This window comes from Bradyrhizobium diversitatis, from assembly GCF_016031635.1.
Lineage (GTDB): Bacteria > Pseudomonadota > Alphaproteobacteria > Rhizobiales > Xanthobacteraceae > Bradyrhizobium > Bradyrhizobium diversitatis.
In genome coordinates this window covers 34894-59724 of sequence record NZ_JACEGD010000027.1, presented here as the reverse complement: position 1 = coordinate 59724, position 24831 = coordinate 34894, and the positions used below count along the sequence as shown (strand labels likewise).

Below are 24831 nucleotides of genomic sequence, written 5' to 3'. Positions count from 1 at the left end.
TAGGATTGCGGCACGTTCGCCTTAATCCGGGCGAAATGCCTGCCTATCCGGTGGTTTACGATCGTTTGTCGGATACATTGGCGTGGTCGCATGGCAGGCACCACGGTTACAATTCGCGCCCAGGACGGGGTTCGTGGGCTGGCGGACACCGCATCACAGGGCGTCAGGGCTTAAACTCATGTCGGCACAGCGTATGACGCGCGGATATTTCTCGGTCTCGTCGCGAGCCCGTGGGCTGCTGCAGGCCGTCACCTTCATCATGCTCGCGCTGCCGCTCGCCGGCTGCGGCACGGGCTCGCTCTGGGACAAGTTCACTGCCAAGGACGACACCTTCGTCGAGGAGCCCGCCGACAAGATCTACAATGAGGGCCTGTACCTCATGAACGAGAAGAAGGACATGAAGGCGGCGACCAAGAAGTTCGAAGAGGTCGACCGCCAGCATCCTTATTCCGACTGGGCCCGCAAATCGCTGCTGATGTCGGCCTATGCGTCCTATCAGGGCGGCGACTATGACGGCTGCATCGGCGCTGCCACCCGCTACGTCACGCTGCATCCGGGCAGCCCGGACGCGGCCTATGCGCAATATCTGATCGCCGCCTCCCATTACGACCAGATCCCGGACATCAGCCGCGACCAGGCCCGCACCGAGAAGGCGATCGCCGCTCTGGAAGAGGTGGTGCGCAAATATCCGACGTCCGAATATGCGACTTCGGCCAAGGCCAAGATCGAGGGTGCGCGCGACCAGCTCGCCGGCAAGGAAATGAACGTCGGCCGCTACTACGCGCAGAAGCGCGACTACACGGCCGCGATCAACCGCTACAAGACCGTCGTCACGCAGTACCAGACCACCCGCCACGTCGAGGAGGCGCTGTTCCGGCTCACCGAGGCCTATATGGCGATCGGCATCGTCGGTGAGGCGCAGACCGCGGCGGCCGTGCTTGGGCACAATTTTCCTGACAGCCGCTGGTACAAGGACGCCTATAATCTTGTAAAATCCGGCGGTCTCGAGCCGAGCGAGAATCAGGGGTCCTGGATCAGCCGGACCTTCAAGAAGATGGGTCTCGGCTAGGAAATTTGGTTCCATGCTGGCGCGTCTGTCGATCCGTGACATCGTCCTGATCGAACGGCTCGATATCGAATTCGCCTCGGGCCTCGCGGTTTTGACCGGCGAGACCGGTGCGGGCAAATCCATCCTGCTCGATGCCTTTGCACTGGCGCTCGGTGGCCGGGGCGATGCCGGCCTCGTGCGCCACGGCGCGGAGCAGGGGCAGGTCACTGCCGTGTTCGATATCCCGAAGAATCACCCCGCGGCGAAGATCCTCGCCGAGAACGGCCTCGACGATACGAGTGTCGAAGAGTCTTGCGAGATGATTCTCCGTCGGGTGCAGCTCGCCGACGGTCGCACCCGCGCTTTCATCAACGACCAGTCGATCAGCGTGCAGACGCTGAAGGCGGTCGGTGCCGCCCTGGTCGAGATCCACGGCCAGCACGACGAGCGCGCGCTGGTCGATGCCGCCACCCACCGCCGCCTGCTCGATGCTTTTGCCGGCCTGGAGAAGGACGTCGCGGCGGTCGAATCGCTCTGGGACGCACGCCGCACCGCCAATACCGCGCTGGAGGAGCATCGCGCCGCCATGGAGAGCGCCGCGCGCGAGGCCGATTATCTCCGCCATGCCTCCGACGAGCTGAAGCAGCTCGCGCCCAGGGATGGCGAGGAGACCGCGCTGGCCTCGCGTCGCACCACCATGATGCAGGGCGAGAAGATCGCCTCCGACCTGCGCGAGGCGCAGGAGGCGGTCGGCGGCAATCATTCGCCGGTCGCTGCGCTGTCGGCGGCGGTCCGCCGGCTGGAGCGCCGCGGCGTCAACTCGCCGGCGCTGGTCGAGCCTGCGGTGAAGGCGATCGACGCTGCGATCAACGCGCTGGAGGAAGCCGATCAGCATCTCCAGGCGGCGCTGGCCGCGACCGATTTCGATCCCGCCGAGCTCGAGCGCATCGAGGAACGGCTGTTCGCCCTTCGCGCCGCCTCGCGCAAATATTCGACGCCGGTCGACGGCCTCGCCGCGCTTGCTGCCAAATATGCCGCTGACGTCGTGTTGATCGATGCTGGCGCCTCGCGGCTCAAGAAGCTGGAGCAGGCCGCGATCGAGGCCGACGGCCGCTACGCCGCCGCCGCCAAGAAACTGTCGCTGGCGCGGCAGAAATCGGCGGAGAAGCTCAACAAGGCCGTCAATGCCGAGCTCGCGCCGCTCAAGCTCGAACGGGCCAAGTTCATGACCCAGGTCGAGACCGATGAGGCCGCACCCGGTCCGCAAGGCTTCGACCGTGTCGAGTTCTGGGTCCAGACCAATCCGGGCACCAAGCCGGGCCCGCTGATGAAGGTCGCCTCAGGCGGCGAGCTGTCGCGCTTCCTCCTGGCGCTCAAGGTCGTGCTGTCCGACCGCGGCTCGGCGCCGACCTTGGTGTTCGATGAGATCGACACCGGCGTCGGCGGTGCGGTTGCGGACGCCATCGGCGGGCGCCTCGCGCGCCTTGCCGGCAAGGTCCAGGTCATGGCCGTGACCCACGCCCCACAGGTCGCCGCCCGCGCCGACCAGCACCTCCTGATCTCCAAGGACGCCCTCGACAAGGGCAAGCGCGTCGCCACCCGCGTCAATGCGCTCGCCGCCGACCACCGCCGCGAGGAGATCGCCCGCATGCTCGCCGGCGCCGAGATCACGGCGGAAGCGAGGGCCGCTGCGGAACGGCTGCTCAAGGCGGCAACGGCTTGACTCTCGTGTCCCGGACGCGGTGCAGCGCGTAGCGCTGCTCCGCAGAGCCGGGATCCAGAGCTCCCGTCGCATGGGCCCCGGCTCTGCAGCGCATCGCCGAAGAGGCGCTGCGCTGCGTCCGGGGCACGAGATTTCCACAAGCCTTTACCCTTCCGCCCGCTCCGTCGTATCCAAGCACCATGGCCAGAGCAGCAAGATCCAAAGCAACACCGCTTCGCGACGTCGCCGACCTCACCAAGGCGCAGGCCAAGGTCGAGCACATGCGGCTCGCGCTCGAGATCGAGGGGCACAACGAGCGCTACTATCAAGAGGACGCGCCCACCGTCACCGACGCCGAGTACGACGCGCTGCGCCAGCGCTTCAACGCGATCGAGAAGCGCTTTCCCGAGTTCGTCACCGCGGACTCGCCCTCGCAGAAGGTCGGCGCGGCGCCGTCGGGCCGCTTCAGGAAAGTCCGGCATGCCGTTCCCATGCTGTCGCTCGACAACGCCTTTGCCGAGGAGGACGTGCGCGACTTCGTTGGCCGCATCGTGCGCTTCCTGAAGCTCGACGACGACAAGGTCGATTTCTCCGCCGAGCCGAAGATCGATGGCCTCTCGATGTCGCTGCGCTACGAGGGGGGCGAGCTCGTCACCGCCGCAACGCGCGGCGACGGCGCGGTCGGAGAGGACGTCACCGCCAACATCCGCATGCTCGAGGACGTGCCGCAGAAGCTGAAGGGTCGCAACGTTCCCGATATCTGCGAGGTGCGCGGCGAAGTCTATATGACCAAGAAGGCATTCCTTGCCCTCAACGAGCGGCAGAAGGCCGAAGGCGGTACCATCTTCGCCAATCCGCGCAACTCGGCTGCGGGCTCGCTCCGGCAGAAGGACCCGACCATCACCGCCTCGCGCCCGCTCGGCTTCTTCGCCTATGCGTGGGGCGAGATGAGCGCGATGCCGGAAGGGACCCAGAGCGGCATGATCCACTGGTTCGAGCGCTGCGGCTTCAAGACCAATCCGCTGACCAGGCTCTGTCACTCCGTCGAGGAACTGCTCGCCTTTCATCATGCGATCGAGGAGCAGCGCGCGCGGCTCGACTACGACATCGACGGCGTCGTCTACAAGGTCGACCGCATCGACTGGCAGGAGCGGCTCGGCTTCGTCTCGCGCACGCCGCGCTGGGGCATTGCACACAAATTCCCGGCCGAACGCGCCATGACGGTGCTGCGCGACATCGAGATCCAGGTCGGCCGTACCGGTTCGTTCACGCCGGTCGGCAAGCTCGAGCCGGTCGGCGTCGGCGGCGTGATCGTGCAGAACGTCACGCTGCACAACGAGGATTACATCAAGGGCATCGGCAACAAGGGCGAGGTGCTGCGCGAGGGCCGCGACATCAGGATCGGCGACACCGTCGTGATCCAGCGCGCCGGCGACGTCATCCCGCAGGTGGTCGACGTCGTCCTCGACAAGCGGCCGAAATCCGCCAGGGAATTCCACTTCCCGAAGAAGTGCCCGTGTCCGCTCCACACCGACGTCGTGCGCGAGGAGACCGCGACGGGCGAGGAGGGCTCGCGCGCCCGCTGCACCGGCGAGTTCGCCTGTCCCTATCAGAAGATCGAGCATCTCAAGCTGTTCGTCTCGCGGCGCGCCTTCGACATCGACGGCCTCGGCGAGAAGCAGCTCCAGTACTTCTTCGACGAGGGCTGGGTGAAGGAGCCCGCCGACATCTTCACGCTGGAGAAGCGCAACGCGAAGCTCAAGCTCGAGGAGATCGAGGGCTATGGCACGACCTCGGTCCGCAACCTGTTCGGTGCCATCGAGAGCCGGCGCAGAATCGCGCTCGAACGCTTCATTTATGCGCTCGGCATGCGCCATGTCGGCGAGACCACGGCGCTGGCGCTGGCACGCGGCTACGGCTCGTGGGAGGCCTTCCACGACGCCTGCCTCAAGGTCGCCAAGGGCGACGAGGAGGCGATCGCGGAGATGGACGCGCTCGACCAGATCGGCGACACCGTGATCAAGAGCATCGCCGATTATTTCGGCGAGAGCCACAACCGCGGCATCGTCGAGCGGCTGACCAAGGAGGTCGAGATCGTCGATGCCGAGAAGCCGAAGAGCAATTCGGCCGTCGCCGGCAAGACCGTGGTGTTCACGGGCTCGCTGGAGAAGATGACGCGGGATGAAGCCAAGGCCACGGCGGAGCGTCTGGGGGCAAAGGTGTCGGGCTCGGTGTCGAAGAAGACCGATCTCGTCGTCGCCGGCCCCGGCGCGGGCTCGAAGCTCGCGGAAGCCAACAAGCACGGGGTCCAGGTGCTGACCGAGGACGAGTGGCTGAAGCTGATCGGGGAGTGAGGTCTCTCTCCGTCATTGCGAGGAGCGTAGCGACGAAGCAATCCAGAATCCTTCCGCAGTGACAGTCTGGATTGCTTCGCTCCGCTCGCAATGACGCGGGAGAGAGCACCGCGCCCCCTACATCATCCCTGTCTCTTCCTCCTCCGCCTTCTCGATCAGTGTCTCGCTCACCATCACCTCGCGCCGAGGGACGACGAAGATCATCGTGCAGGCGCAGAGCAGCGAGATCGCGAGGACTGCGGCGGTGAGCGGCAGCGTCGTTGCGGAATGGCCGCCGAGATAGGCGCCGAATTGCGACATCAGCGCGCCGACGCCTTGCTGGAGGAAACCCATGGCACCCGAGGCGGTGCCGGCGGCCTCCGGGCGGATGCTGATGGCGCCGGCGGCGGAATTCGCCATCACGAACGCATTGCCGACCATCACGATCATCTGCGTTCCGAACAGCCAGGCGGGCGCTTCGTTCCAGCCCGTGAAGCTCCACAGCAGGTTCAGCAGACTGCCGCAGAGTTGCAGGCCGAGTCCGAACCAGATCAGCTTTTCCAGCGAGTGCCGGGGCGCGAAGCGCACGCAGAGCAGATTTCCGACCAGATAGGCAAAGCCCGTGGTCGCGAACCAGGCGCCGTATTCGGCGCTGGTCCGTCCCATCTGCGTCACCACGATGTAGGGGCCGCCGCCGGCGAAGGTGAAGATGATCTGCGAGGCCAGCACCTGGCACATGACATAGCCGACGAAGGCGCGATTGCGGATCAGCATGCCGACGTCGCCGCGGAAGCCGCTGCCGGCGGCGCGGCTGCGGCGCGTCTCGGGCAGCGCCACCGCGATACCCACGGCGACGACGATCGCGGCGATGGTGATGGCGTAGAAGATCGCGCGCCAGCCGAACGCGGTCTCGATCAGGCCGCCGGTGAGCGGCGACACCATCTGTCCGATCATCAGCGCGGCGATGACGAGACTGATCATCGAGGCGACACGGTCGCGCTCGTAGATGTCGCGGATGATGGCGCGGCTCACCACCATGCCGGCGGCGCCGCCCAGCGCCTGGAAGAAGCGCGCAGCGATCAGTTGCGGCAGGTTCTGCGCGAAGATGCAGGCGATGCTGGCCGCGACCATCAGCGCCAGCCCTCCGAGCAGCACCGGGCGCCGTCCGAACCGGTCCGACAGCGGTCCCATGATCAGCTGCGACAGCGCGATGCCGACCATGTAGAGCGAGACCGTCATCTGCGCGATCGAGATGTCGCTGCCGAAATTCGTCGCCAGCACCGGCAGCGCCGGAACCAGCATGTAGAGCGAGATCGGCGCGATCCCGGTCATGATGACCAGCAGCAGCAACACGACGCGCGATGTCGCGATGCTGGTGGCCGCTCCCGGCGGCTTGCTGATCATGCCGTGCATGCGTGTCCGTCTCTCGAATTCGAATCGACTGTAGCGCGCCCGCGCAAGACGGATATCGGCGTTTCGGAATGCGGCTATACGGATTTCGGGAGGGTGCTGATGATGGCACGATGGTCGCGCCAGCCTCCGCTGTCATTCCCCGCGCATGCGGGGAATCCAGTACACGGTGGCGTCTCGTGCTACGTTTTCTGTCTCTGGAATACTGGATGCCCCGCTTTCGCGGACCATGACAGCGTTGTTGAGGAAGGAGCGTTGCGTCGGTGGCGTAGCGCCATGCGCGCTGCGGCAGTGAGACTCTACGCCTTCAGCTCCGCCGTGGCCTGATCGAGCCAGGTCCTCGTCGCCTGGTCCAGCGCCGGGCGCACCTCGTCCCTCACCCGCGCGTGGTACGCGTTGAGCCAGTCGAGCTCATCGCGGCTCAGCATCGCCGCATCGATCAGCCGCCGGTCGATCGGCGCCAGGGTCAGCGTCTCGAACGCATTCATCGGCTTCTCGGCGCCCTTGATGTCGGCGGCGGCGACCAGCTCGAGGTTCTCGATACGGATGCCGAAACCATCGGTCTTGTAGTAGCCGGGCTCGTTGGAGAGGATCATGCCGCGCTTCAGCGGCGTGGTGCCGAGCTTCGAGATCCGCGCCGGGCCTTCGTGCACCGAGAGATAGCTGCCGACGCCGTGGCCGGTGCCGTGCTCGAAATCGACGCCGGCGGCCCAGAGATATTGCCGCGCCAGCGTGTCGAGCTGCGCGCCCGTGGTGCCGTCGGGGAAGACCGCGCGCGCGATCGCAATATGGCCGCGCAACACGCGGGTGAAGCGGTCGCGCATCTCTGCCGTGGGCTCGCCGACCGCCATGGTGCGCGTGACGTCGGTGGTGCCGTCTTCATATTGCGCGCCGGAATCGATTAGCAGCAGGTCGCCGGGCGCGATCCGCCGGTTGCTCTTGCGGGTGACGCGGTAATGCACGATGGCGCCGTTCGGGCCGGTGCCGGAGATGGTCGGAAACGACACGTCCTTGAGCGCGCCGGTATCGCGGCGGAACGTTTCCAGCGCCTCCACCGCATCGATCTCGGTCAGCTTGCCGCTTGGCGCCTCGCGATCGATCCAAGCAAGGAAGCGCGCCAGCGCCACGGCGTCGCGCACATGGGCCGTCTTGGTGCCCTTGATCTCGGTTGCGTTCTTGACCGCCTTGAGCAGTGCGACCGGATCGTTGCCGCGCACCGGCTTGCCGCCGGCGCCCGCGATCAGCCGGCTCAGCGCATCGGCCGCGGTGGCATTGTCGAGCGCGATCGCCGCGCCGCTTTTGGCGAGCGCCATCAGTGTCGGCGCCATCGCATCGGGCCCGCGCACGTCGGCGGACTGCTCGAGATGGTCGCGCGTCAGGTTGGAGAGCTTGCGGTGGTCGATGAAGATGGTCGGCCGTCCCTCCTTCGGCACCAGCGCGTAGGACAGCGGCAGCGGGGTGTGCGCGACGTCGGCGCCGCGGATGTTGAAGGTCCAGGCCACCGCGTGGCTGTCGGACAGCACCAGCGCATCGGTTCCGAGCTTGGCGATCTCGCCCCTGATCTGCGTCAGCTTCTCGGCTTCAGTGACGCCGGCATGCTGGAGGCCGTGCACGGCGACGGGAGCGAGCGGCGGCTGCGGCCGGTCCTGCCAGATCGCATCGATCGGATTGCTGTCGACGGCCACCAGGTCGGCGCCAGCCTTGGCGCAGGCTGCGGACAGGCGCTCGGCTGCCGCAAAAGTGTGCAGCCACGGATCAAATCCGAGGCGGTCACCGGCTTTCAGATGCGCCGCCACCCAGCTCTCCGGCGGCGGGTCGATCAGCGATTCCACGGCCCAGGCCTTTGCATCGACCTGCTTGGCGGCCTGAAGCGTGTAGCGGCCATCGACGAACACCGCAGCTTCTTGGGACAGCACCACCGCTAGTCCCGCCGAGCCGGTAAAGCCGGTCAGCCAGGCCAGCCGCTCTTCCGATGGCGGCACATACTCGTTCTGCTGCTGATCGGCGCGCGGGATCACGAAGCCGGTCAGCTTGCGACGGGCGAGTTCTTCGCGAAGTGCGGCCAGCCGTGCCGTTAATGCGACACCGGCCTCCGGCTCCTCGAATGTCTGGAAGTGTGCTTCGAACATGGTGGATCACTTTAGGATCATGAGGATCGGTCCGCAATCTCGACGCATTTACGTCGCATGTGGCATGGACTGTGCTTGAAAAGTTCTATTCGAATCGAGTGGAGTAAGGATGCGGCAGTTGCGCTTCGTCCGGATAACAGGGAAATTCGAGCAAGTGGTTCATCTCAACGGCGAGGGGACACACGATGCCAGCGTTCACGTTTGAGAAGATTTCGCCGCCAGTACGCCGCGGCCCGGCTGCAACACCACCGAAGAAGCCGCGCGGCCTCATCAGCCAAATGATCGACCGTTTAGCCGAGCGCCGCGCGAGGCGCACCTTGCAGCAGCAGCGCGCGATGCGCCGCGACGAGAAGCCGGCAGAGTAGCCTCAGCGGTGGCGGCGTCATCACCTCGCCCCAGTTCACCCGACCATCCGCAGCAACAGGCTGCTCCACCCCTCGATCCGCAGATGCTTCAGGGGCACGAGGCCGCGTGCGCGATAGGCGGCGATCACGGCAGGGGCCTGGTGAGTCAGCAGGCCGGAAAGGATCACGCGGGCGCCGGGCGCAAGGTGCTGTGCCATCGAGCCCGCCAATTGCCGCAACGGATTGGCAAGGATGTTCGCGAGCACCAGGTCGAACGGGCCGGCGCGCGCAAAATCCGGTGCCGCAAACCCGGTGGCGCGGATCACCCGGACCTGGTTGCCGACTTCGTTCAGGGAGGCGTTCTCAGCCGCCACCCGCACCGAGGGCGGATCGATGTCGGAGGCAAGCACGGCGCGATGCAGCGCCTTCGCCGCTGCGATCGCCAGCACGCCGGTCCCCGTGCCGAGGTCGAGCACGTTCTGCGGCCGGGAACTCTTCAGGACATGGTCAAGCAGCAGTAAACAGCCGCGGGTTGTGCCGTGGTGACCGGTGCCGAAGGCGAGCGCCGCCTCGATCTCGATGGAGAGCTTATTTGGCGCGACACGGTCACGGTCATGGCTGCCGTGCACGACGAAGCGCCCGGCCGGGACCGGCACGAGATCCTCAAGGCTGGCCTTGACCCAGTCCCTGGCCTCGACGGTGTCGAAGGCGAGGGTTGCGGCGATCTCATTTCCTGCTGAAGTTACAACGAGTTCGCGCAGCCATGCCTGATCCGGCGCCTCGGCGAAATGGAGCGTGACGTCCCATTGTCCGTCCGGCCGCTCGAAGGCGGCGACAGCGGCATCGCCGTCGAAAAACACCTCGGTGAGCACGTCGACGACGCGCCTGGCGTCGGGCTCGCTGCCGATTGAAAAGCTGGCACGATGGGTGGGCGAAGGCTGCATTCAGGGTTCCATTGAGTTCAATTTTTGGAACTTTTGGGACCAATTTCCCGTCAAGTTACGGTTCCCGGGTTAACTGGGACGAAGGTTCCGCCCTATACATTCTCAGATGTTGGATCCAGCTAGCACAGCTTGGAGTTGAAACGGAGGCGAGTCTTGAAGCGCATGATGCAGAAGTTCTGGTCGGACGAGTCCGGTGCAACCGCGATCGAGTACGGTCTGATTGCCGCGGGTATCGCCCTGGCGATCATCACCGTGGTGAACGGCCTGGGCACCGCCATGAATGAGAAGTTCACTTCGATTAGCACCTCCTTGAAGTAATTTCCGCCTGCATTTCCCAGCGGGGGCTGTTTTTCTTCAGAGGCTGTTCCGATCACCGCCCGCCAGGGATTTCCCTGGCGGGCGAGGTCGTTTTTGCGGCGTCAGTTCTGCGGATCTTCAACAGGTTATCTGCCGGCTTGCCGGGTCCCTATCCACCGCATTTCCCGCAATTGTCCCTGCGATTTTCCACCGACCTTCCCCAGCTTCGGCGCGGCGGTCTGGCCCAGGCATCCACCGCCCGACCACAGACCTTTCGACGGGCTGTCCACAAGCAATCCACAGACCTATCCACGGATTCCGAACAGCGAGCGGTGATCCCGCAGGATCGCCTGCGCCGCGTTGTGGCCGGGGGCGCCGGTGACGCCGCCGCCGGGATGGGCGCCGGAGCCGCAATGGTACAGGCCCTTCAGCGGTCCGCGATAATCGGCATGTCCCAGCATCGGCCGCGCCGAGAACAGCTGGTTCAGCGTCAGCGCGCCGTGGAAGATGTCGCCTCCCAACAGTCCGAACTGCCGTTCGAGATCGAGCGGGGACAGGATCTGGCGGCCGAGCACGCTTGACGCGAAGCCGGGCGCGTATTTGTCCACCGTCGCGATCATGAGATCGGCGACCCCTTCGCGATGCTCGTCCCACGACGTTCCATCGGGAAGCGCGGGGGCGACATGCTGGCAGAACAGGCTCGCGACGTGCTTGCCGGCGGGCGCCAGCGTGTCGTCGAGCGTCGAGGGGATCAGCATTTCGACCACGGGCTCGCGGCTCCAGCCCTGGGCGCGCGCGTCGAGCCAGGCGCGGTCCATGTAGTCGAGGCTCGGCGCCAGGATGATGCCGGAAGAGAGATGATCGCCCTCGCCCGGCAGCGCCGTGAAGGACGGCAGGCGGTCCAGCGCCACGTTCATGCGGAAGGTGCCGGACCCGTTCTTCCAGTGCCGGATGCGGGCGAGGAAGTCCGCAGGGAGAGCGTCGGCCGCGATCAGTTGCGTGTAGAGCAGCTTTGGATTGACATTGGCCGCGACATATCTTGCGCGGACGGCCGAGCCGTTCTCCAGCACGACGCCGACGGCGCGGTCGCGCTCGACGATGATCTCACGGACGCCGGCATCGGTTTCGATGACAACGCCGTGGTCGCGGGCCGCGCGCGCCATCGCCTGCGTGATCGCGCCCATGCCGCCGATGGCGTGGCCCCAGACGCCCTTCTTGCCATTCACCTCGCCGAAGGCGTGATGCAGCATCACATAGGCCGAGCCGGCGGCATAGGGGCTGGCATAGTTGCCGACGATGGCGTCGAAGCCGAACAGCGCCTTGACCAGATCATGTTCGAAACGTTCGTCCAGCATCTCGCCGGCGGAACGGGTGAAGAGATCGAGCAGGCTGCGGCTCTGCTCCAGCGTGAGGCCGCGCAGGATGTTGGCGCTCTGGAGCGCGTTCACGGCCTCGCGGATCGCGTTCGTGCCAAATCCGTCGAGCAGGTTCGGCGGCGCGCGCAGCACGAACTGCCTGAGCACGTCGGCGATGTCCTCCAGCTCGCGCGAGAAGCCGTCGAGGGCCTCTGCATCATGCGCGCTGAGCCGGGCGACCGACGCTTTCGTCCGCCCCTCGCCGGTGAGGAGATAGCTGCCATCTGGCGCGGGCAGAAAATTCTGCGCGCGCCGTTCGACGATCCGCAGGCCGTGCTCGGCGAGCTTGAGGTCACGGATCACCCGCGGATTGAGCAGGCTCACGGTGTAGGCTGCGACCGAATTGCGGTATCCCGGATGAAACTCCTCCGTGACTGCGGCCCCGCCAACCACCTTGCGACGCTCGACCACGCGCACCCGCAGGCCCGCCATCGCAAGATAGGCCGCGCAGGTGAGGCCGTTATGGCCAGCGCCGATGATGACGACGTCGGTTTCGCTCATGAAGAATGCAAGGCCCAGTCTGCTGTCATTCCGGGGCTCGCGAAGCGAGAACCCGGAATCTTGAGGTTCCGGGTTCGATGCTTTGCATCGCCCCGGAACGACCTCCTTATATCAAGCATTCCTTGCCGCAACATCACGTCACACTTTATTGCCCGATCAGGCGCCTTGTGCTCCATTGCGCGCGTCCGGCGCCCGCCGGAGTCTTGCCGGAGCATCCATGGATTCCATCGTGCAACCCGCCGCCACGGAGCAGCCTTCGTCGTCGCGCAACCGGCTGCTGCTGGCGGTCTACACGGCTGCGATCTTCGTCAGCGCGCTGCTGCTGTTCTCGGTGCAGCCGCTGTTCACGAAGATGGTGCTGCCGCGGCTCGGCGGCTCGCCGGCGGTGTGGTCGGTGGCCATGGTGTTCTTCCAGTCGCTGCTGCTCGCGGGCTACGCCTATGCGCATCTGCTGATGCAGGCCAAAAGCCGTATCGTTCCGGTCGCGGTGCATCTGGTGCTGCTGATCGCGGCCTTCGCCACGCTGCCGCTCGGCATCGCCTCCGCCTATGGCGAGCCGCCTGCTTCCGGCTATGCGTTCTGGCTGCTCGGCCTGTTCGCGGTCTCGATCGGGCTGCCGTTCTTTGCGCTCGCCGCCAACAATCCGCTGCTGCAGGCCTGGTTCGTCCGCACCGGCCACCCCGACGGGCATGATCCCTATTTCCTCTATGCCTCCTCCAACATCGGCAGCTTCCTCGCACTGTTGTCCTATCCGTTCCTGCTGGAGCCGATGTTCACGCTGCACCTGCAGAACCGGTTCTGGACGGCAGGCTATGGCCTGTTGATCCTTCTCATCGCCGCCTGCGGCGCGCTGTTGTTGCGTTCGCCGAGGCTGGCTGAGGTCGAAGCGCGAGACGAGGAGGTGAACGCACCGGCGCCCGGGCTTATCACGCGGCTGCGCTGGATCTTCCTGGCCGCGGTGCCGTCCGGCCTGCTCATCGCGGTGACCGCACACATCTCCACCGACGTCGCCGCAGCGCCGCTTCTGTGGGTGCTGCCGCTGTCGCTGTATCTGCTGACCTGGGTCGTCGTGTTCCAGTCGCGTCCGCTGCTGCCGCACAAATGGATGCTGATGCTCCAGCCGGTCGCCATTGCCGGCGTCGTCGTGCTGCTGGCGTTCGGCGGCGAGCAGAATCTGCTGCTGACGCTCGGCGGTCATCAATTGTGCTTCTTCGTCATCGCCATGGCCTGCCACGGCGAACTGGCGCGGACGCGGCCGCCCGCCAGATATCTCACCGGCTTCTACGTCGCGCTGTCATTCGGCGGCATGGTCGGCGGCCTGTTCGCAGGGCTCGTTGCTCCATTCACCTTCTCGTGGATCGCCGAATATCCGATCCTGATTGCGCTTGCCGCGCTGTGCCGCCCCTCCGCGAACGAACGCCTCGCCGGCATCGTCAAATGGTACTGGCTGGCGCTCGCCGCGCTCGCGGTGGCGCTCGTCGCGCCGTCTTATACGACCGGCGACCTCTCGACCTGGCTCGAGGATCACCGCGTCTGGGTCGCCGGCGCCGTCGGCGTGCTCGCCGCGCTGCTCGCGCTGATCCTCAATGCCGGCCGCTGGAAGATCTTTGCCACCGTCGCGCTCGCGCTGGCGTTGATCCGTGTTTATCCCGCGGACGAGGGCCGCGTCACGACGGTGCGCAGCTTCTTCGGCGTGCACAAGATCGTGGTGACGCCGGGCGGCTATTTCCATGTGCTGATGCACGGCACCACCATCCACGGCGCCGAGCGCTTCCGCAACGATGACGGCACGCCGGTCATCGGCCGGCCGGAGCCGATCACCTACTATCACAAGGACGGCGGCATCGGTCAGGCCGTCAGCGCCATCCGCGAGCGCAAGGGCGCGCCGCTCAAGGTCGCCGCGATCGGCGTCGGCTCCGGCACGCTCGCCTGCGCCGCCGAGCCGGGGGAGAACTGGACCTTCTTCGAGATCGACCAGTCCATGGTCGACGCGGCGCGTGACCCCAGGAATTTCCGCTACATCTCGAGCTGCATGCCGGACATGAAGCCCGTCATCGGCGATGCGCGCCTCACCTTCGCGAAGGAGCCCGATGGCGCCTACGATCTCGTCATCGTCGATGCCTACTCGTCCGATGCGATCCCGATTCATCTCGCCACCGAAGAGGCGATGAAGATCTACAAGGACAAGCTCGCGCCCCACGGCGCGGTCGTGATGCACGTCTCCAACCGGCATCTGGATCTCGAGACGGTCGTTGTCGGCATTGCGGATGCCAACGATCTCACGAGCTGGGTCTTCAACGAGGATTCCGGGCGCGATTCCGACTACATCTTCTCGACCGACGTCGTCATCTCCGCGCGCGAGGAGGCCGACATCGGCAGGCTCGCATCCTCCAAGCAATGGGTACAGACCGAATCCGACGACAGGGTGCGGGTCTGGACCGACGACTATTCGAATATCCTGGGCGCGCTGTATCGGCGTTTGCGGGACGGGGAGTAGGCTTCGCGCCTCAAGTGATCTCGTGCCCCGGACGCAGCGCAGCACGAAGTGATGCGCTGCAGAGCCGGGGCCCATGGCGCGGCGTTCTGGGTCCCGGCTCTGCGCCGCACCGCTACGCGCTACGTCGCGTCCGGGACGCGAGATCGGAGCTATGGCGCTACCGGCGTCCCTGCCGGCAGCGCGATCCCCTTCCCGCCGGCGATCTGGCGCAACAGGTCCGGCCTGTCCGAGATGATCCCATCGACGCCGAGCTCGATCATGCGCGCCATGTCTTCGGGCTTGTTGACCGTCCAGACCACGACACGCAATCCGAGTTCATGGGCCTCGGTGACCAGTGACGCGGTCACATCGCCGAAGTAAGGCGACCAGATCGCGCCGCCCGCAGCCTTGACCGTCCTTGGCAGCGAGCCGCCGTGATCGGCCGGATTGAAACCCGCCGTCCAGTTGGTCGCCTTGTCGCGTGCCACCGTCGGGCGCGAGCCGCGCTGGAGCGTCAGGTACACGGTCGGGATCTTCGGCGCCTGCTGCTGGACGAGAAGCAGGGTTCGCCAGTCGAACGACTGGATCATGACGCGGTCGGAGAGTTTTTCGGCCTCGATCACTCCGAGCAGCTTCGCGACGAAGGCCTGCGGATCAGGCGCTTCATCCGGATGGTTCGGATCGATCTTGGTCTCGATGTTGAAGCGCACCTGCGCGTTGCCGGACTTGCGCACCAGCGCGAACAGTTCGCGCAAGGTGGGAATGCGCGTCCCCGGCACGGCACGCTGGTCGGGGAACTGTCTTGCGTAGGCACTGTCCGGCCGGATCTGGCCGACGTCATAGGTCCTGACCTCGTCGAGCCGCATCTTCACGAAAGCGTGCCGGGCGGAGCGATGTAGGCTCCATCGGCTCCGCGGGCGAGATCGGGGCTGAGCCTGCGCTCATGCGACAGGATGACTTCGCCGTCGGCGGTGACACCGACGTCGAGCTCCAGCGTGTCCACGCCCATCGACAGCGCATTGGCGAAGGCGGGCAGGGTGTTTTCCGGCAACAGCGCCCGCCCGCCGCGATGCGCCTCGAGATCGAAGCCCACATCAGATCCCATGGCCCGTCCCGCCATCAGAACGCAGAGCACGATCAGAATGGTCGTGGCACGTGGCTTCATGGTGCCTCGGCCGCCGAGGGGCGGTTGATGGCGGTCGCGTCAGTTCTGATAGTAATAGCCGCGCGGCTGATAATACTGCCGCGGCTGCGGCTGATAGTAGTAGCCCTGCTGGCCGTAGCCCTGGTCGTAATAGGTCCGCGGCTGCTGCTGCTGATAGACCTGCGTGTCGTAGAGCGGGCGGGTGGCCGGGCGCGGCGCCGGATAGCGCGCGCCGGTGTCGCTGCCGTCGGCCGGATAGATGTAGTTGTCGTCCTGCGGCATGTAGCGGCGCGCGGGCTGTGCCGGCGGCGCCAGGTTCACGGGATCACCGGCGGTCGCGTATTGCTCCTCAGCCGGCTGCGGTGCGCGCGCCACTGCATTGGCATTGCGGCCGCGCGGATTGCGAGCCAGCGCCACCTGCGCCGAGCCGGTCAGCGTCACCGTGGTGTTGAGCACGCCCTGCTGCTGAACCAGCGCATAGAGTGTCGAGGCATTCTGGCGCGACAGCCGCACGCAGCCATGGGAGGCGGGGGAGCCGAGCCGGCCGACCGAGTCCGTGCCGTGGATGGCATGCCCGACCTTGGTGAAGAAGATCGCGTGCGGCATCGGCGCGTCGTCGAATTCCTTGGAGTAGTGATCCTCTTCCATGCGGAAGGCGCGGAACGCGCCGTTCGGCGTCTCGCGCGAGGGGATGCCGGTCGACACCGGCCAGTGATAGCGCGCGACGCCGTCGACGGCGACGGTCATCTGCTGGTTGTCCTTGTCGACGGTGATCTCGACCTTGGCCTGCGCGGCGCCCGCGCTCAACAGCAGCGATGAGGTGAAAGCAATGAAAAACGAACGCATCTGGAAACGCATATCAATCTCGGCCTCCGGCCTGTTCACGCTAGGCGCCGCGGCTCTCCGTCCCCGGCGTGCAATATGCCTGCAATCCGGCTTTCGTTCCAGCGAGCTGCCGGCCCATCGTTAACGCGATGCCTGATGTAAGCAAGGCCGCTTCGTGCCGCGCCGCGCGCGGCAGCGCTGACATTTTCGCGAGCAGAGGCGCGTTCACAACACCGACAATTCGTCACAAAGGCGCAACCATTCCGCCGCGCGGCGCGTTGATGATGGCCTCTCTCGACTGGCGGCACGTCCGCCGCCGTTTACCTCTTTACCTTCCCTGGGGACCCGAAAATGAACAAAGCCCGTCTCGCCGCTGCGCCTTTGCCGGCCAGTCTGCCCATCCGCCTGCTGTTCGCCGCCGCCACGCTGCTGGCGCTATCGTCGTTGCCGCAAGTCAGTCACGCCCAGGGCATCGTGCGCGGCGCACAGGAGGGCTCTTATGAAGGCAACCGCATCGCCGGGCCCGTGGGCGGCGCGGTCGGCGGTGTCGTCGGCGCTGGCGTTGGCGGGGCTGTCGGTGCAGTCGAGGGCGTGCTCGGCGTTCCCCACCGCCATTACCGGCACCGCTGTCGCGGATATTACGACAGCCATCACCGTTTCCGCTGTTATCGGTGAGTCGACCGTAGTCATTCCGGGGCGCCCGAAGGGCGAGCCCGGAATCCATTTGTCCACGAACTCTGCCGCACGATGGATTCCGGGCTCGCGCTACGCGCACCCCGGAATGACGGCGGCAATCAGTTCTTCAGCCGGTATCCGGTGCGGAAAATCCACCAGATCACGACGAGGCAGATCACCAGGAACGCCAGCGTCATACCGATGCTGACGGCCATGCTGACGTCTGCGATCTCGTAGAAGCTCCAGCGGAAGCCCGAGATCAGGTACACCACCGGGTTGAGCAGCGCGACCGTGCGCCAGGTCGGCGGCAGCATGTCGATGGAATAGAAGCTGCCGCCGAGGAAGGTCAGCGGCGTCACCACCAGCATCGGGATCATCTGCAGCTTTTCGAAGCCGTCGGCCCAGATGCCGATGATGAAGCCGAACAGGCTGAACGTCACCGCGGTCAGCACCAGGAAGGCCAGCATCCAGACCGGGTGCTGGATGTGCAGCGGCACGAACAGGCCGGCCGTCGCCAGGATGATGAGGCCCAGGATGATCGACTTGGTCGCGGCGGCGCCGACATAGCCGAGCACGATCTCGAAATAGGAGATCGGCGCCGACAGGATCTCGTAGATCGTGCCGGTGAATTTCGGGAAGTAGATCCCGAAGGAGGCGTTGGCGATGCTCTGGGTCAGCACCGAGAGCATGATCAGGCCCGGCACGATGAAGGTGCCATAGCTGACGCCCTCGACCTGGCTGATGCGCGAGCCGATCGCGGCGCCGAACACCACGAAATAGAGCGAGGTCGAGACCACCGGCGAGACGATGCTTTGCAGCAGCGTGCGCCAGGTGCGCGCCATTTCGAACAGATAGATGGCGCGAATGGCGCGGTGGTTCATGACGTCCTCACGAGGTCGACGAAGATGTCCTCGAGCGACGATTGCGTCGTGTCGAGGTCGTTGAAGCGGATGCCGGCGGCGCGGAGATCGCCGAGCAGGCTGGTGATGCCGGTGCGTTCGCCCTTGGTGTCGTAGTCGTAGACCAGCGTCGCGCCGCTATCGCAGAGCTCGAGCTCGTAATGGCGAAGGCTCTCCGGCAGCGAGGCGATCTTGCCCTGCAGATGCAGCGTCAGGCGCTTCTTGCCGAGCTTCTGCATCAAGGTCGTCTTGTCCTCGATCAGAACGATCTCGCCCTTGTTGATGACGCCGATGCGGTCGGCCATCTCCTCGGCTTCCTCGATGTAGTGGGTGGTGAGGATGATGGTGACGCCGGACTGTTGCAGCCCGCGCACCACCTCCCACATGCCCTTGCGCAGCTCGACGTCGACGCCAGCGGTGGGCTCGTCCAGGAACAGGATCTGCGGCTCGTGCGACAGCGCTTTGGCGATCATCACGCGACGCTTCATGCCGCCGGAGAGCGTGATGATCTTGTTGTCCTTCTTGTCCCACAGCGAGAGATCCTTCAGCACCTTCTCGATATGTTCGGGGTTCTTCGGCTTGCCGAACAGGCCGCGTGAGAAGCTCACGGTCGCCCACACGCTCTCGAAGGCGTCGGTGTGCAATTCCTGCGGCACGAGGCCGATCAGCGAGCGCGCCTTGCGGTAGGAGGTCTGGATGTCCTCGCCGCCCACCAAGACCTTGCCTTGGCTCGGGTTGGCGATGCCGCAGATGATCGAAATCAGCGTGGTCTTGCCGGCCCCGTTGGGGCCGAGCAGCGCAAAAATCTCGCCACGCTTGATGTCGAGATTGACGTTCTTGAGCGCCTTGAAGCCGGACCCATAGGTCTTCGACAGATTGGCGACGGAAATGATGGAAGACATGATGGCCGGCGGGCTGGGGAGGGAAAGGGGAACGCCGGACCCACTCGGAAAGGCGGGTCGGCGGAGCCCTGAAATAGGAACGCAGTCATCGGCCCGCAATTCCCCGGAGGAAAATGGTCTCAAAACAGGCCGTTCAATGGCAGTGTTCCGGGCAGGTGTTGCGCGATGGCCACGGCTTGCTGCGAAGATTGTCGCTCACGCGTCTCTTTGTTGCGTCTGCGAGCGGGCCGTGGCTACGATTCCGGCCAATCGCCAAGCGTATTGTCTCCAGGGAAAAAATCGATGAGACCGAACGGCCGTCACACCGCCGGCGCCCGCCAATTGTCCACACTGCGTGTGTGGGCGATGGGCCTGCTCCTGCTGTCAGCTGTTGCCATCAGCCCGACCACCGCCAAGGCCGCGCCGAGCCAGGCCGCTGTGGCAACCACGCATGTCTACCTGCTCCGTGGCGTGCTCAACATTTTCTCGCTCGGGCTCGACACGATCGGCGCCCGGCTCCAGGCGCAGGGCATCCCGGTGACCGTCGCCAACTTCGTGTCCTGGTCCTCGCTCGCCGATGAAGCGGCGGCCGCCTACAGGGCCGGCCGGCTCAAGACCATCGTCCTGGTCGGCCATTCCTCCGGAGCGACGGCGCTGCCGGACATGATCGCCAAGCTCAATCAGCTCGGCGTGCCCGTGAAGCTCGCGATCGGCCTCGACTCCGTGTTCAAGACCAAGCTCTCGACCGGCGCGGAGCGGTACATCAACATCTATATCGGCGATGGTCCCGGTGAGCCGGTGCGGGCCGCTGCGGGTTTTCGCGGCAAGCTTGACAATGTCGACGTCCGCGGCACCGGCGTCGGCCACATCTCGATCGACAAGAACGAGGCGATCCAGCGTCGCGTCATTGCCGAGATCGATGCTGCCATCATGCGCTCGCGCGCACCGGCAGCGCCGGTCGCCGAACCCGGTACGCCGCGACGGGCACGCTCGGCGGCGGCGGCCGCTCCCGCCAGGAACTGAGCTTCCTTGCGCGACGGACTCGTCGCGCAGCCACCCTTCGGCGATCGCGGGAACAGCGCGGTCGGGAAGAACGGATCGTTCTTGCCCAGACCGCAGGGAACGGCGGCGTGTGCTTGCAGAAATAGTCCTGGAAGGCGGGATAGAGCGCTTTGTAGCAAGTGACGCCCTATCGCTTCCTGACCAGCGTGAGGGGACGGCTGGCCCTTTGATCGCGGGGCTTGCTCGCTGCGCTCCCGGCTTCGGGCGGGCTCAGGAAGCGGATGAGCATCGTCTTCAGATGCGCAGTGCTCTGCTTGATATCCAGCTTCGGATTGCGGATCGGCATTGCGCGCGATCCGTCGATGATCGCGATCAGGATGTTCGCCGTCGCTTCCGGGTCCAGTCCCGGATCCACCCGCCCCTGGCTTTGCGCCCGGCGCAGGAAGTCGGCCCACATGCGGCGAACCGCTTCGGTGTGCCGTTCGATGATCTTGGCGAATTCCGGATTGCGTGCGGCCTCCGCGAGGCCATCGAGATTGAGGATCTGGGCAGGACGAAACCGCAGGCTGGTTTCCTCAATGTCGGCGAGCAGCGCCTCGATCACGTCCGTGGCCGTGAGAATCTTTTCGAAACGCTCCGCCGAACGGCACAGACCCAAATCGATCATCGCCTCGATGATCGCGATCTTGCTTGGAAAGTAGTGGTAGAGGTGCCCCGGACTGATCCCGGCCTCGGTGCAGATGTCGGTCGTGCTGGCGCCGCGGAAGCCGTCCCTGGTGAAGCAGCGGATCGCCGCGTCGAGGATCTCCCCGCGCTTTCGCTCATGCTTGACGGGGTCCACCTTCCTCAAGGCCCGTTCTCCTTTTCGTGAAGGCCCAATTTAGCATGCCGGTCGGTCACGAGAAATTCAAAATTAGAGAGTTCCATCTATTTATGCTGACGGGCAGCAACCGGCGTTGAGAATGTTAATAGAGTGATCTCTCTAGTAAAGAGTCCGGGCCTGAGCGGAACCATGCGCGTTCGATGGGTGACACTGGTGTCTGTCACGCTCGCGATCGGCGGTTGCGCGACCGCGCCGCTCGAACGGGGCGGCTTGCTCAGGAGCTACGACCGGATGTCGGATGCGAATGGGCTGGTGACGCGATCGCAGATCCGCGTGAACAAGAAGGATTTGCTGGCGGCGAAGACGATCCGGATCGCGACGACGGTCTTTCCCGCGCGTTCCGACGTCGCGTTGAACGAAAAGGAGCGGCGCCTGGTCGCAAATGCCGTCAGCCGCGAGCTTTGTCTACGCCTGAGCGAGCGCTTCCGCATCGTTGCCGCCGATGATGATGCCGACCTCACGGTGCAGGCGACGGTGACGCATGCTGCGCCGACCAGCCCGACCGCCTCGGGCGCGTCGAAAGCGCTGTCGATCGCCAAGACCGTTGCGCTGCCCGGCGTACCTGTGCCGGTGCCGCGACTCCCGGTCGGGCTCGGCAGCCTGTCGGTCGAGGCGGAGGCGCGCGACTTCGCTGGATTTCAGAAGGCGGCCATGGTCTGGGGGCGGAGCGCCAACTCCATCACGAATTCTCCGCGGGTCGCCAACGAGGGCGATGCGTACGATCTCGCTGCCGATTTCGGCGCCGACTTCGCCAAGCTGGTTGCGACCGGAGAGTCGCCGTTCGGCGGCATCCCTGCGCTGCCTCCGATGGACAGCATCCCCGTGCGGTTCGGCGGCGCTCCCAAATATGTCGCGTGCGAGGCGTTCGGGCGGTTTCCCGGCATCACCGGCTTCGCGGGGCAGGGGCTCGGCCTGCCGCCGGCCTGGACGGATTCCGGCGCCGAGGCCAGTCCGACCGGGAATCCGGCCCCGGCAACCCAGGCGAATCCAGAGCAGACGCTCACGCAATGATCCGGATGCGGTTGCCGTCACATCCGACTTCAACAACATTCGTGGCTCACCAGAGTAGATGACATGACCCAAGCAACGATCCGTCCCTTGCGCCAAGATGCAGCGCGCGCCGATGCGCGCGTGTACGCGACGAGCGCGCCCCTGTTCACGGCCGATGAGGTGTGGAGCCGAACCAACGCGGATCGTCGTTCGGCCGGCGAGACGGACGACCAGGATTCGATCCTGGAATCCGGCTTCTGGATGGCGACCGTGGTTGCGTTCCTGCCCACGGTCGCGGGCTGCTTCTATCTCTTTCTGACCCAAGGATGAGGCCCAAGATGAGGCGCGTATCGAGCGCGGCGGCCTTGTCCGCGGTCTTGACACTGTTGCTGGCGGGCTGCGGGTCGAGCTTCGATCTTCCTCCGGCGTATCAACCTCCGCAGCCGCCCAGTGCCAAGGCGGTGAAAGACGGCGTCACGAAAGCGGCTGCCGAAGCCAAGCTGAGCGGGGGACTGGAGACATCTGCCGTCCGCCATTCCGACCACGGGCCGGGATCGTATTTCGTCTGCCTGAGGCAGAGTGGCCCATCAGCCAGCAGGCGCCCCGCCTATTCGGTCTTTTTCGACGATGATACCTACAAGGGTGTCCAGACTTCGGTAATTCTCGAGGCCTGCGAAGCCGAGGCATGGACACCCTTCAATCAAGTCGGTTCCCTCCAATGATGCCACGATGCCGCGGGCGTCACGGTCCCGGTTCCGTGCCCCAAATTCCACCCAATCGGCGGTCACTAAGCGCGCCGGGGGAGCCTCTGCCTCCTGTAGTGGGACTGCTGGATTGATGCTTGATCCAAGGCGAATCGTCGCGCTGGCAGCGATTGCGCTGCTCGCCTTCGGCACCGGCACGGCCGCTGCCACACCAGCCAAGTCCAAGACCACTGCGGCCGCTCCCGCCGCGGCGCCGCCGCCTGCGCCGTTCGAGCCATTGCCGCCGCCAAAAATCTACCTGTTCCGCGGCGCCATGGGTCCGATCTTCTCGACCGGCATGGATCGGCTCGAAGAGAAACTGACCAAGGCTGGCTTCTCGGCCAGCGTCTACGAATTCACCATCTGCCGGTGGATCGGCGATCGCGCGATCTCCAGCTACAAGGAATCGCCGGCGCCGATCGTGCTGATCGGCCACTCCATGGGCGGCCTGTGCTCGATCGTCATCTCCGAGATGGCGGCCAAGGAGAACATCCCGATCAGCCTCGTCATCGTCATCGATCCTGCGCATGCGACCGGCGACGTGCCGCTCAACGTCGAGCGCTTCATCAACATCTTCCTCTCCGACAGCGTGCTCGGCGGCGGCGACGTCGTGGCCGTGCCCGGCTTTCGCGGCCATTATGCGAGCTACGACCTGAAGGAAAACTCGCGCGTCAGCCACATCAACATCGAGAAGTCCGACGACATCCACCGCCAGATCGTCGAGATGGTGACGCAGCTCCCGCGCATCCCGCCGCAAGCCCAGGCCGATGCCGTGCCGCTGCGCTATCTGGTGCCGGCGGACGCGCTGGTCGAATTGTGGGACAGCGGCGTGCGGGTGCCGGTGCGCCGCGGCGACACCATGGAAAGCATCGCCGCAGCCAATCGCGTGCCGCTGTGGACGCTCGCGCAGAGCAATTCATTGCCGGAGAACGCGCAGCTCACGCCGGGCCAGACCATCATCGTACCGCGTCACCTGACGCCGCCGGAGCCGACCGCCGCGATGGCACTGCCACCGCCAGCGCCGGCGGCAGGGAAGAAGTAGCTCCTTCATCTCTCCCCGCAAGCGGGGCGAGGGAGCACACTGGCGTCCTGGCACCAGCTTGCCTACACATTCGATCCGTTGATCGCGTCGATCACGGCATCGGTCACTTCCTTGGTAGTCGCCTTGCCCCCGACATCCGGCGTCAGCACGCCGGCCGCGCAGACGCGTTCGACGGCCGCCATCAGCCTCGAGGCGGCATCCTTCTCGCCGAGATGCTCGAGCATCTGCGCGCCGGTCCAGAACGTCGCGACCGGGTTGGCGATGCCCTTGCCGGTGATGTCGAAGGCCGAGCCGTGGATGGGCTCGAACATCGAGGGGAAGCGGCGCTGCGGATCGATGTTGCCGGTCGGCGCAACGCCGAGGCTTCCTGCCAGCGCACCGGCGAGATCGGAGAGGATGTCGGCGTGGAGATTGGTCGCCACGATGGTGTCGAGGCTCCTTGGATGCAGCGTCATGCGCACAGTCATGGCGTCGACCAGCATCTTGTTCCAGCTGACGTCGGGGAATTCACCGGCAATTTCGGCCGCGATCTCGTCCCACATCACCATGCCATGGCGCTGCGCGTTCGACTTGGTCACGACGGTCAGCAGCTTGCGCGGACGCGACTGCGCAAGCTGGAACGCGTAGCGCATGATCCGCGTCACGCCGACGCGGGTGAAAACCGCCACTTCCGTGCCGACCTCCTCCGGCAGGCCCCTGTGGGCGCGGCCGCCCATGCCGGCATATTCGCCTTCCGAGTTCTCGCGCACAATCACCCAGTCGAGATCGCCGACGCCGACATTGCGCAGCGGCGAAGCGACGCCCGGCAGGATTTTTGTCGGCCGTACATTGGCGTATTGGTCGAAGCCCTGGCAGATCGGCAGCCGCAGGCCCCACAGCGTGATGTGGTCGGGCACGTCAGGGGCGCCGACCGCGCCGAAATAGATCGCGTCGAACTTCTTCAGCTCGGTGAGGCCGTCGGCCGGCATCATCACGCCGTGCTTCTTGTAATAGTCCGAGCCCCAGTCGAACGTGGTGACGTTGAAGGCGAGATCGCCGCTGCGCTTTGCCAGAGCCTCCAGCACGCGGACACCGGCCGAGATCACCTCGGGCCCGATGCCGTCGGCGGGGATGGCTGCGATCGAATGGGTGCGCATGGGAATGCTCCG

Annotated in this window: 21 protein-coding genes and 1 pseudogene; 12 read left to right on the top strand and 10 right to left on the bottom strand. The window is 65.5% G+C overall.

All coding sequences use genetic code 11. The features are described from left to right. Positions 1–178 precede the first annotated feature (178 nt). From H1B27_RS26885 to ligA, 3 genes are all read left to right on the top strand, one after another. On the top strand, positions 179–1069 hold the full coding sequence (locus H1B27_RS26885) for an outer membrane protein assembly factor BamD (protein WP_028177055.1): 891 nt from the start codon (positions 179–181) through the stop codon (positions 1067–1069). Positions 1070–1082: 13 nt separating this feature from the next. Continuing rightward, a complete protein-coding gene (recN, locus tag H1B27_RS26880) occupies positions 1083–2771 on the top strand; it encodes a DNA repair protein RecN (RefSeq protein ID WP_197968149.1) in 1689 nt (562 codons plus the stop codon). A 179-nt stretch (positions 2772–2950) separates the two neighbouring features. Continuing rightward, complete coding sequence (ligA, locus tag H1B27_RS26875; RefSeq protein WP_197968148.1) at positions 2951–5104, top strand: NAD-dependent DNA ligase LigA; 2154 nt, start codon at positions 2951–2953, stop codon at positions 5102–5104. Between the two features lie 117 nt (positions 5105–5221). On the opposite strand, the gene H1B27_RS26870 is transcribed toward ligA, so the two are convergent. Both H1B27_RS26870 and H1B27_RS26865 read right to left on the bottom strand, forming a co-directional pair. Beyond that, positions 5222–6496 carry a multidrug effflux MFS transporter gene (locus H1B27_RS26870; protein ID WP_197968147.1) on the bottom strand — a complete coding sequence of 425 codons (1275 nt, stop codon included), beginning with the start codon at positions 6494–6496 and terminating at the stop codon, positions 5222–5224. A gap of 296 nt (positions 6497–6792) precedes the next feature. Then, positions 6793–8622 (bottom strand): aminopeptidase P family protein, encoded by a 1830-nt coding sequence (locus tag H1B27_RS26865; protein WP_197968146.1) that lies wholly within the window; start codon positions 8620–8622, stop codon positions 6793–6795. Positions 8623–8807: 185 nt separating this feature from the next. Here H1B27_RS26865 and H1B27_RS26860 point away from each other — a divergent pair, with 185 nt between their 5' ends. Beyond that, entirely contained in the window at positions 8808–8987 is a 180-nt protein-coding gene (locus H1B27_RS26860) for a hypothetical protein (RefSeq protein ID WP_082821949.1), read from the top strand. Positions 8988–9022: 35 nt separating this feature from the next. On the opposite strand, the gene H1B27_RS26855 is transcribed toward H1B27_RS26860, so the two are convergent. Next, entirely contained in the window at positions 9023–9910 is an 888-nt protein-coding gene (locus H1B27_RS26855; RefSeq protein WP_197968145.1) for a 50S ribosomal protein L11 methyltransferase, read from the bottom strand. 162 nt (positions 9911–10072) lie between these two features. Between H1B27_RS26855 and H1B27_RS26850 the strand changes: the two genes are divergently transcribed. Further along, complete coding sequence (locus H1B27_RS26850; RefSeq protein ID WP_376709005.1) at positions 10073–10228, top strand: Flp family type IVb pilin; 156 nt, start codon at positions 10073–10075, stop codon at positions 10226–10228. Between the two features lie 284 nt (positions 10229–10512). Here H1B27_RS26850 and H1B27_RS26845 read toward each other — a convergent pair whose 3' ends face one another. After that, on the bottom strand, positions 10513–12123 hold the full coding sequence (locus H1B27_RS26845) for a phytoene desaturase family protein (protein WP_197968143.1): 1611 nt from the start codon (positions 12121–12123) through the stop codon (positions 10513–10515). Positions 12124–12340: 217 nt separating this feature from the next. Between H1B27_RS26845 and H1B27_RS26840 the strand changes: the two genes are divergently transcribed. Beyond that, positions 12341–14620, top strand: coding sequence for a fused MFS/spermidine synthase (locus H1B27_RS26840; RefSeq protein ID WP_197968142.1), 2280 nt, complete (start codon positions 12341–12343; stop codon positions 14618–14620). A gap of 149 nt (positions 14621–14769) precedes the next feature. Here the strand turns inward: H1B27_RS26840 and H1B27_RS26835 are convergent. Both H1B27_RS26835 and H1B27_RS26830 read right to left on the bottom strand, forming a co-directional pair. Beyond that, a pseudogene (locus tag H1B27_RS26835) lies at positions 14770–15764 on the bottom strand (glycerophosphodiester phosphodiesterase). Between the two features lie 39 nt (positions 15765–15803). Then, complete coding sequence (locus H1B27_RS26830; RefSeq protein WP_246515733.1) at positions 15804–16589, bottom strand: L,D-transpeptidase; 786 nt, start codon at positions 16587–16589, stop codon at positions 15804–15806. Between the two features lie 330 nt (positions 16590–16919). On the opposite strand from H1B27_RS26830, the gene H1B27_RS26825 reads away from it, so the two are divergent. After that, the gene (locus tag H1B27_RS26825) at positions 16920–17243 is read left to right on the top strand and encodes a hypothetical protein (protein ID WP_197968140.1); all 324 of its coding nucleotides are present in this window, start codon (positions 16920–16922) and stop codon (positions 17241–17243) included. Between the two features lie 119 nt (positions 17244–17362). Here H1B27_RS26825 and H1B27_RS26820 read toward each other — a convergent pair whose 3' ends face one another. Beyond that, complete coding sequence (locus H1B27_RS26820) at positions 17363–18124, bottom strand: ABC transporter permease (protein ID WP_197968139.1); 762 nt, start codon at positions 18122–18124, stop codon at positions 17363–17365. Beyond that, entirely contained in the window at positions 18121–19044 is a 924-nt protein-coding gene (locus tag H1B27_RS26815; RefSeq protein WP_131869751.1) for an ABC transporter ATP-binding protein, read from the bottom strand. Before H1B27_RS26815 ends, H1B27_RS26820 begins: the two co-directional genes overlap by 4 nt. 282 nt (positions 19045–19326) lie before the next feature. On the opposite strand from H1B27_RS26815, the gene H1B27_RS26810 reads away from it, so the two are divergent. Then, positions 19327–20046, top strand: a complete 720-nt coding sequence (locus tag H1B27_RS26810) for a hypothetical protein (protein ID WP_061877590.1) — start codon at positions 19327–19329, stop codon at positions 20044–20046. Between the two features lie 166 nt (positions 20047–20212). Here the strand turns inward: H1B27_RS26810 and H1B27_RS26805 are convergent, their stop codons facing one another. Continuing rightward, positions 20213–20875, bottom strand: coding sequence for a TetR/AcrR family transcriptional regulator (locus H1B27_RS26805; protein ID WP_197968138.1), 663 nt, complete (start codon positions 20873–20875; stop codon positions 20213–20215). 162 nt (positions 20876–21037) lie between these two features. Between H1B27_RS26805 and H1B27_RS26800 the strand changes: the two genes are divergently transcribed. The 4 genes from H1B27_RS26800 to H1B27_RS26785 all read left to right on the top strand — a co-directional run bounded on the left by H1B27_RS26800 (position 21038) and on the right by H1B27_RS26785 (position 23683). Continuing rightward, the gene (locus H1B27_RS26800) at positions 21038–21919 is read left to right on the top strand and encodes a DUF3313 domain-containing protein (protein WP_210343506.1); all 882 of its coding nucleotides are present in this window, start codon (positions 21038–21040) and stop codon (positions 21917–21919) included. Between the two features lie 63 nt (positions 21920–21982). Next, entirely contained in the window at positions 21983–22228 is a 246-nt protein-coding gene (locus tag H1B27_RS26795) for a hypothetical protein (protein WP_197968137.1), read from the top strand. 8 nt (positions 22229–22236) lie between these two features. Then, positions 22237–22620 (top strand): hypothetical protein, encoded by a 384-nt coding sequence (locus H1B27_RS26790; protein WP_197968136.1) that lies wholly within the window; start codon positions 22237–22239, stop codon positions 22618–22620. A 115-nt stretch (positions 22621–22735) separates the two neighbouring features. Beyond that, positions 22736–23683, top strand: a complete 948-nt coding sequence (locus H1B27_RS26785) for a LysM peptidoglycan-binding domain-containing protein (RefSeq protein ID WP_061877595.1) — start codon at positions 22736–22738, stop codon at positions 23681–23683. Positions 23684–23745: 62 nt separating this feature from the next. Here the strand turns inward: H1B27_RS26785 and H1B27_RS26780 are convergent, their stop codons facing one another. After that, a complete protein-coding gene (locus H1B27_RS26780; protein WP_197968135.1) occupies positions 23746–24819 on the bottom strand; it encodes a tartrate dehydrogenase in 1074 nt (357 codons plus the stop codon). Positions 24820–24831 lie beyond the last annotated feature (12 nt).

What these genes read in the sequence shown, in the direction of transcription:
- H1B27_RS26885 (WP_028177055.1), top strand. Translation starts at nt 179, where the DNA reads ATGTCGGCACAGCGTATGACGCGCGGATATTTCTCGGTCTCGTCGCGA.
- recN (WP_197968149.1), top strand. Translation starts at nt 1,083, where the DNA reads ATGCTGGCGCGTCTGTCGATCCGTGACATCGTCCTGATCGAACGGCTC.
- ligA (WP_197968148.1), top strand. Translation starts at nt 2,951, where the DNA reads ATGGCCAGAGCAGCAAGATCCAAAGCAACACCGCTTCGCGACGTCGCC.
- H1B27_RS26870 (WP_197968147.1), bottom strand. Translation starts at nt 6,496, where the DNA reads ATGCACGGCATGATCAGCAAGCCGCCGGGAGCGGCCACCAGCATCGCG.
- H1B27_RS26865 (WP_197968146.1), bottom strand. Translation starts at nt 8,622, where the DNA reads ATGTTCGAAGCACACTTCCAGACATTCGAGGAGCCGGAGGCCGGTGTC.
- H1B27_RS26860 (WP_082821949.1), top strand. Translation starts at nt 8,808, where the DNA reads ATGCCAGCGTTCACGTTTGAGAAGATTTCGCCGCCAGTACGCCGCGGC.
- H1B27_RS26855 (WP_197968145.1), bottom strand. Translation starts at nt 9,910, where the DNA reads ATGCAGCCTTCGCCCACCCATCGTGCCAGCTTTTCAATCGGCAGCGAG.
- H1B27_RS26850 (WP_376709005.1), top strand. Translation starts at nt 10,073, where the DNA reads ATGATGCAGAAGTTCTGGTCGGACGAGTCCGGTGCAACCGCGATCGAG.
- H1B27_RS26845 (WP_197968143.1), bottom strand. Translation starts at nt 12,123, where the DNA reads ATGAGCGAAACCGACGTCGTCATCATCGGCGCTGGCCATAACGGCCTC.
- H1B27_RS26840 (WP_197968142.1), top strand. Translation starts at nt 12,341, where the DNA reads ATGGATTCCATCGTGCAACCCGCCGCCACGGAGCAGCCTTCGTCGTCG.
- H1B27_RS26830 (WP_246515733.1), bottom strand. Translation starts at nt 16,589, where the DNA reads ATGCGTTCGTTTTTCATTGCTTTCACCTCATCGCTGCTGTTGAGCGCG.
- H1B27_RS26825 (WP_197968140.1), top strand. Translation starts at nt 16,920, where the DNA reads ATGAACAAAGCCCGTCTCGCCGCTGCGCCTTTGCCGGCCAGTCTGCCC.
- H1B27_RS26820 (WP_197968139.1), bottom strand. Translation starts at nt 18,124, where the DNA reads ATGAACCACCGCGCCATTCGCGCCATCTATCTGTTCGAAATGGCGCGC.
- H1B27_RS26815 (WP_131869751.1), bottom strand. Translation starts at nt 19,044, where the DNA reads ATGTCTTCCATCATTTCCGTCGCCAATCTGTCGAAGACCTATGGGTCC.
- H1B27_RS26810 (WP_061877590.1), top strand. Translation starts at nt 19,327, where the DNA reads ATGAGACCGAACGGCCGTCACACCGCCGGCGCCCGCCAATTGTCCACA.
- H1B27_RS26800 (WP_210343506.1), top strand. Translation starts at nt 21,038, where the DNA reads ATGCGCGTTCGATGGGTGACACTGGTGTCTGTCACGCTCGCGATCGGC.
- H1B27_RS26795 (WP_197968137.1), top strand. Translation starts at nt 21,983, where the DNA reads ATGACCCAAGCAACGATCCGTCCCTTGCGCCAAGATGCAGCGCGCGCC.
- H1B27_RS26790 (WP_197968136.1), top strand. Translation starts at nt 22,237, where the DNA reads ATGAGGCGCGTATCGAGCGCGGCGGCCTTGTCCGCGGTCTTGACACTG.
- H1B27_RS26785 (WP_061877595.1), top strand. Translation starts at nt 22,736, where the DNA reads ATGCTTGATCCAAGGCGAATCGTCGCGCTGGCAGCGATTGCGCTGCTC.
- H1B27_RS26780 (WP_197968135.1), bottom strand. Translation starts at nt 24,819, where the DNA reads ATGCGCACCCATTCGATCGCAGCCATCCCCGCCGACGGCATCGGGCCC.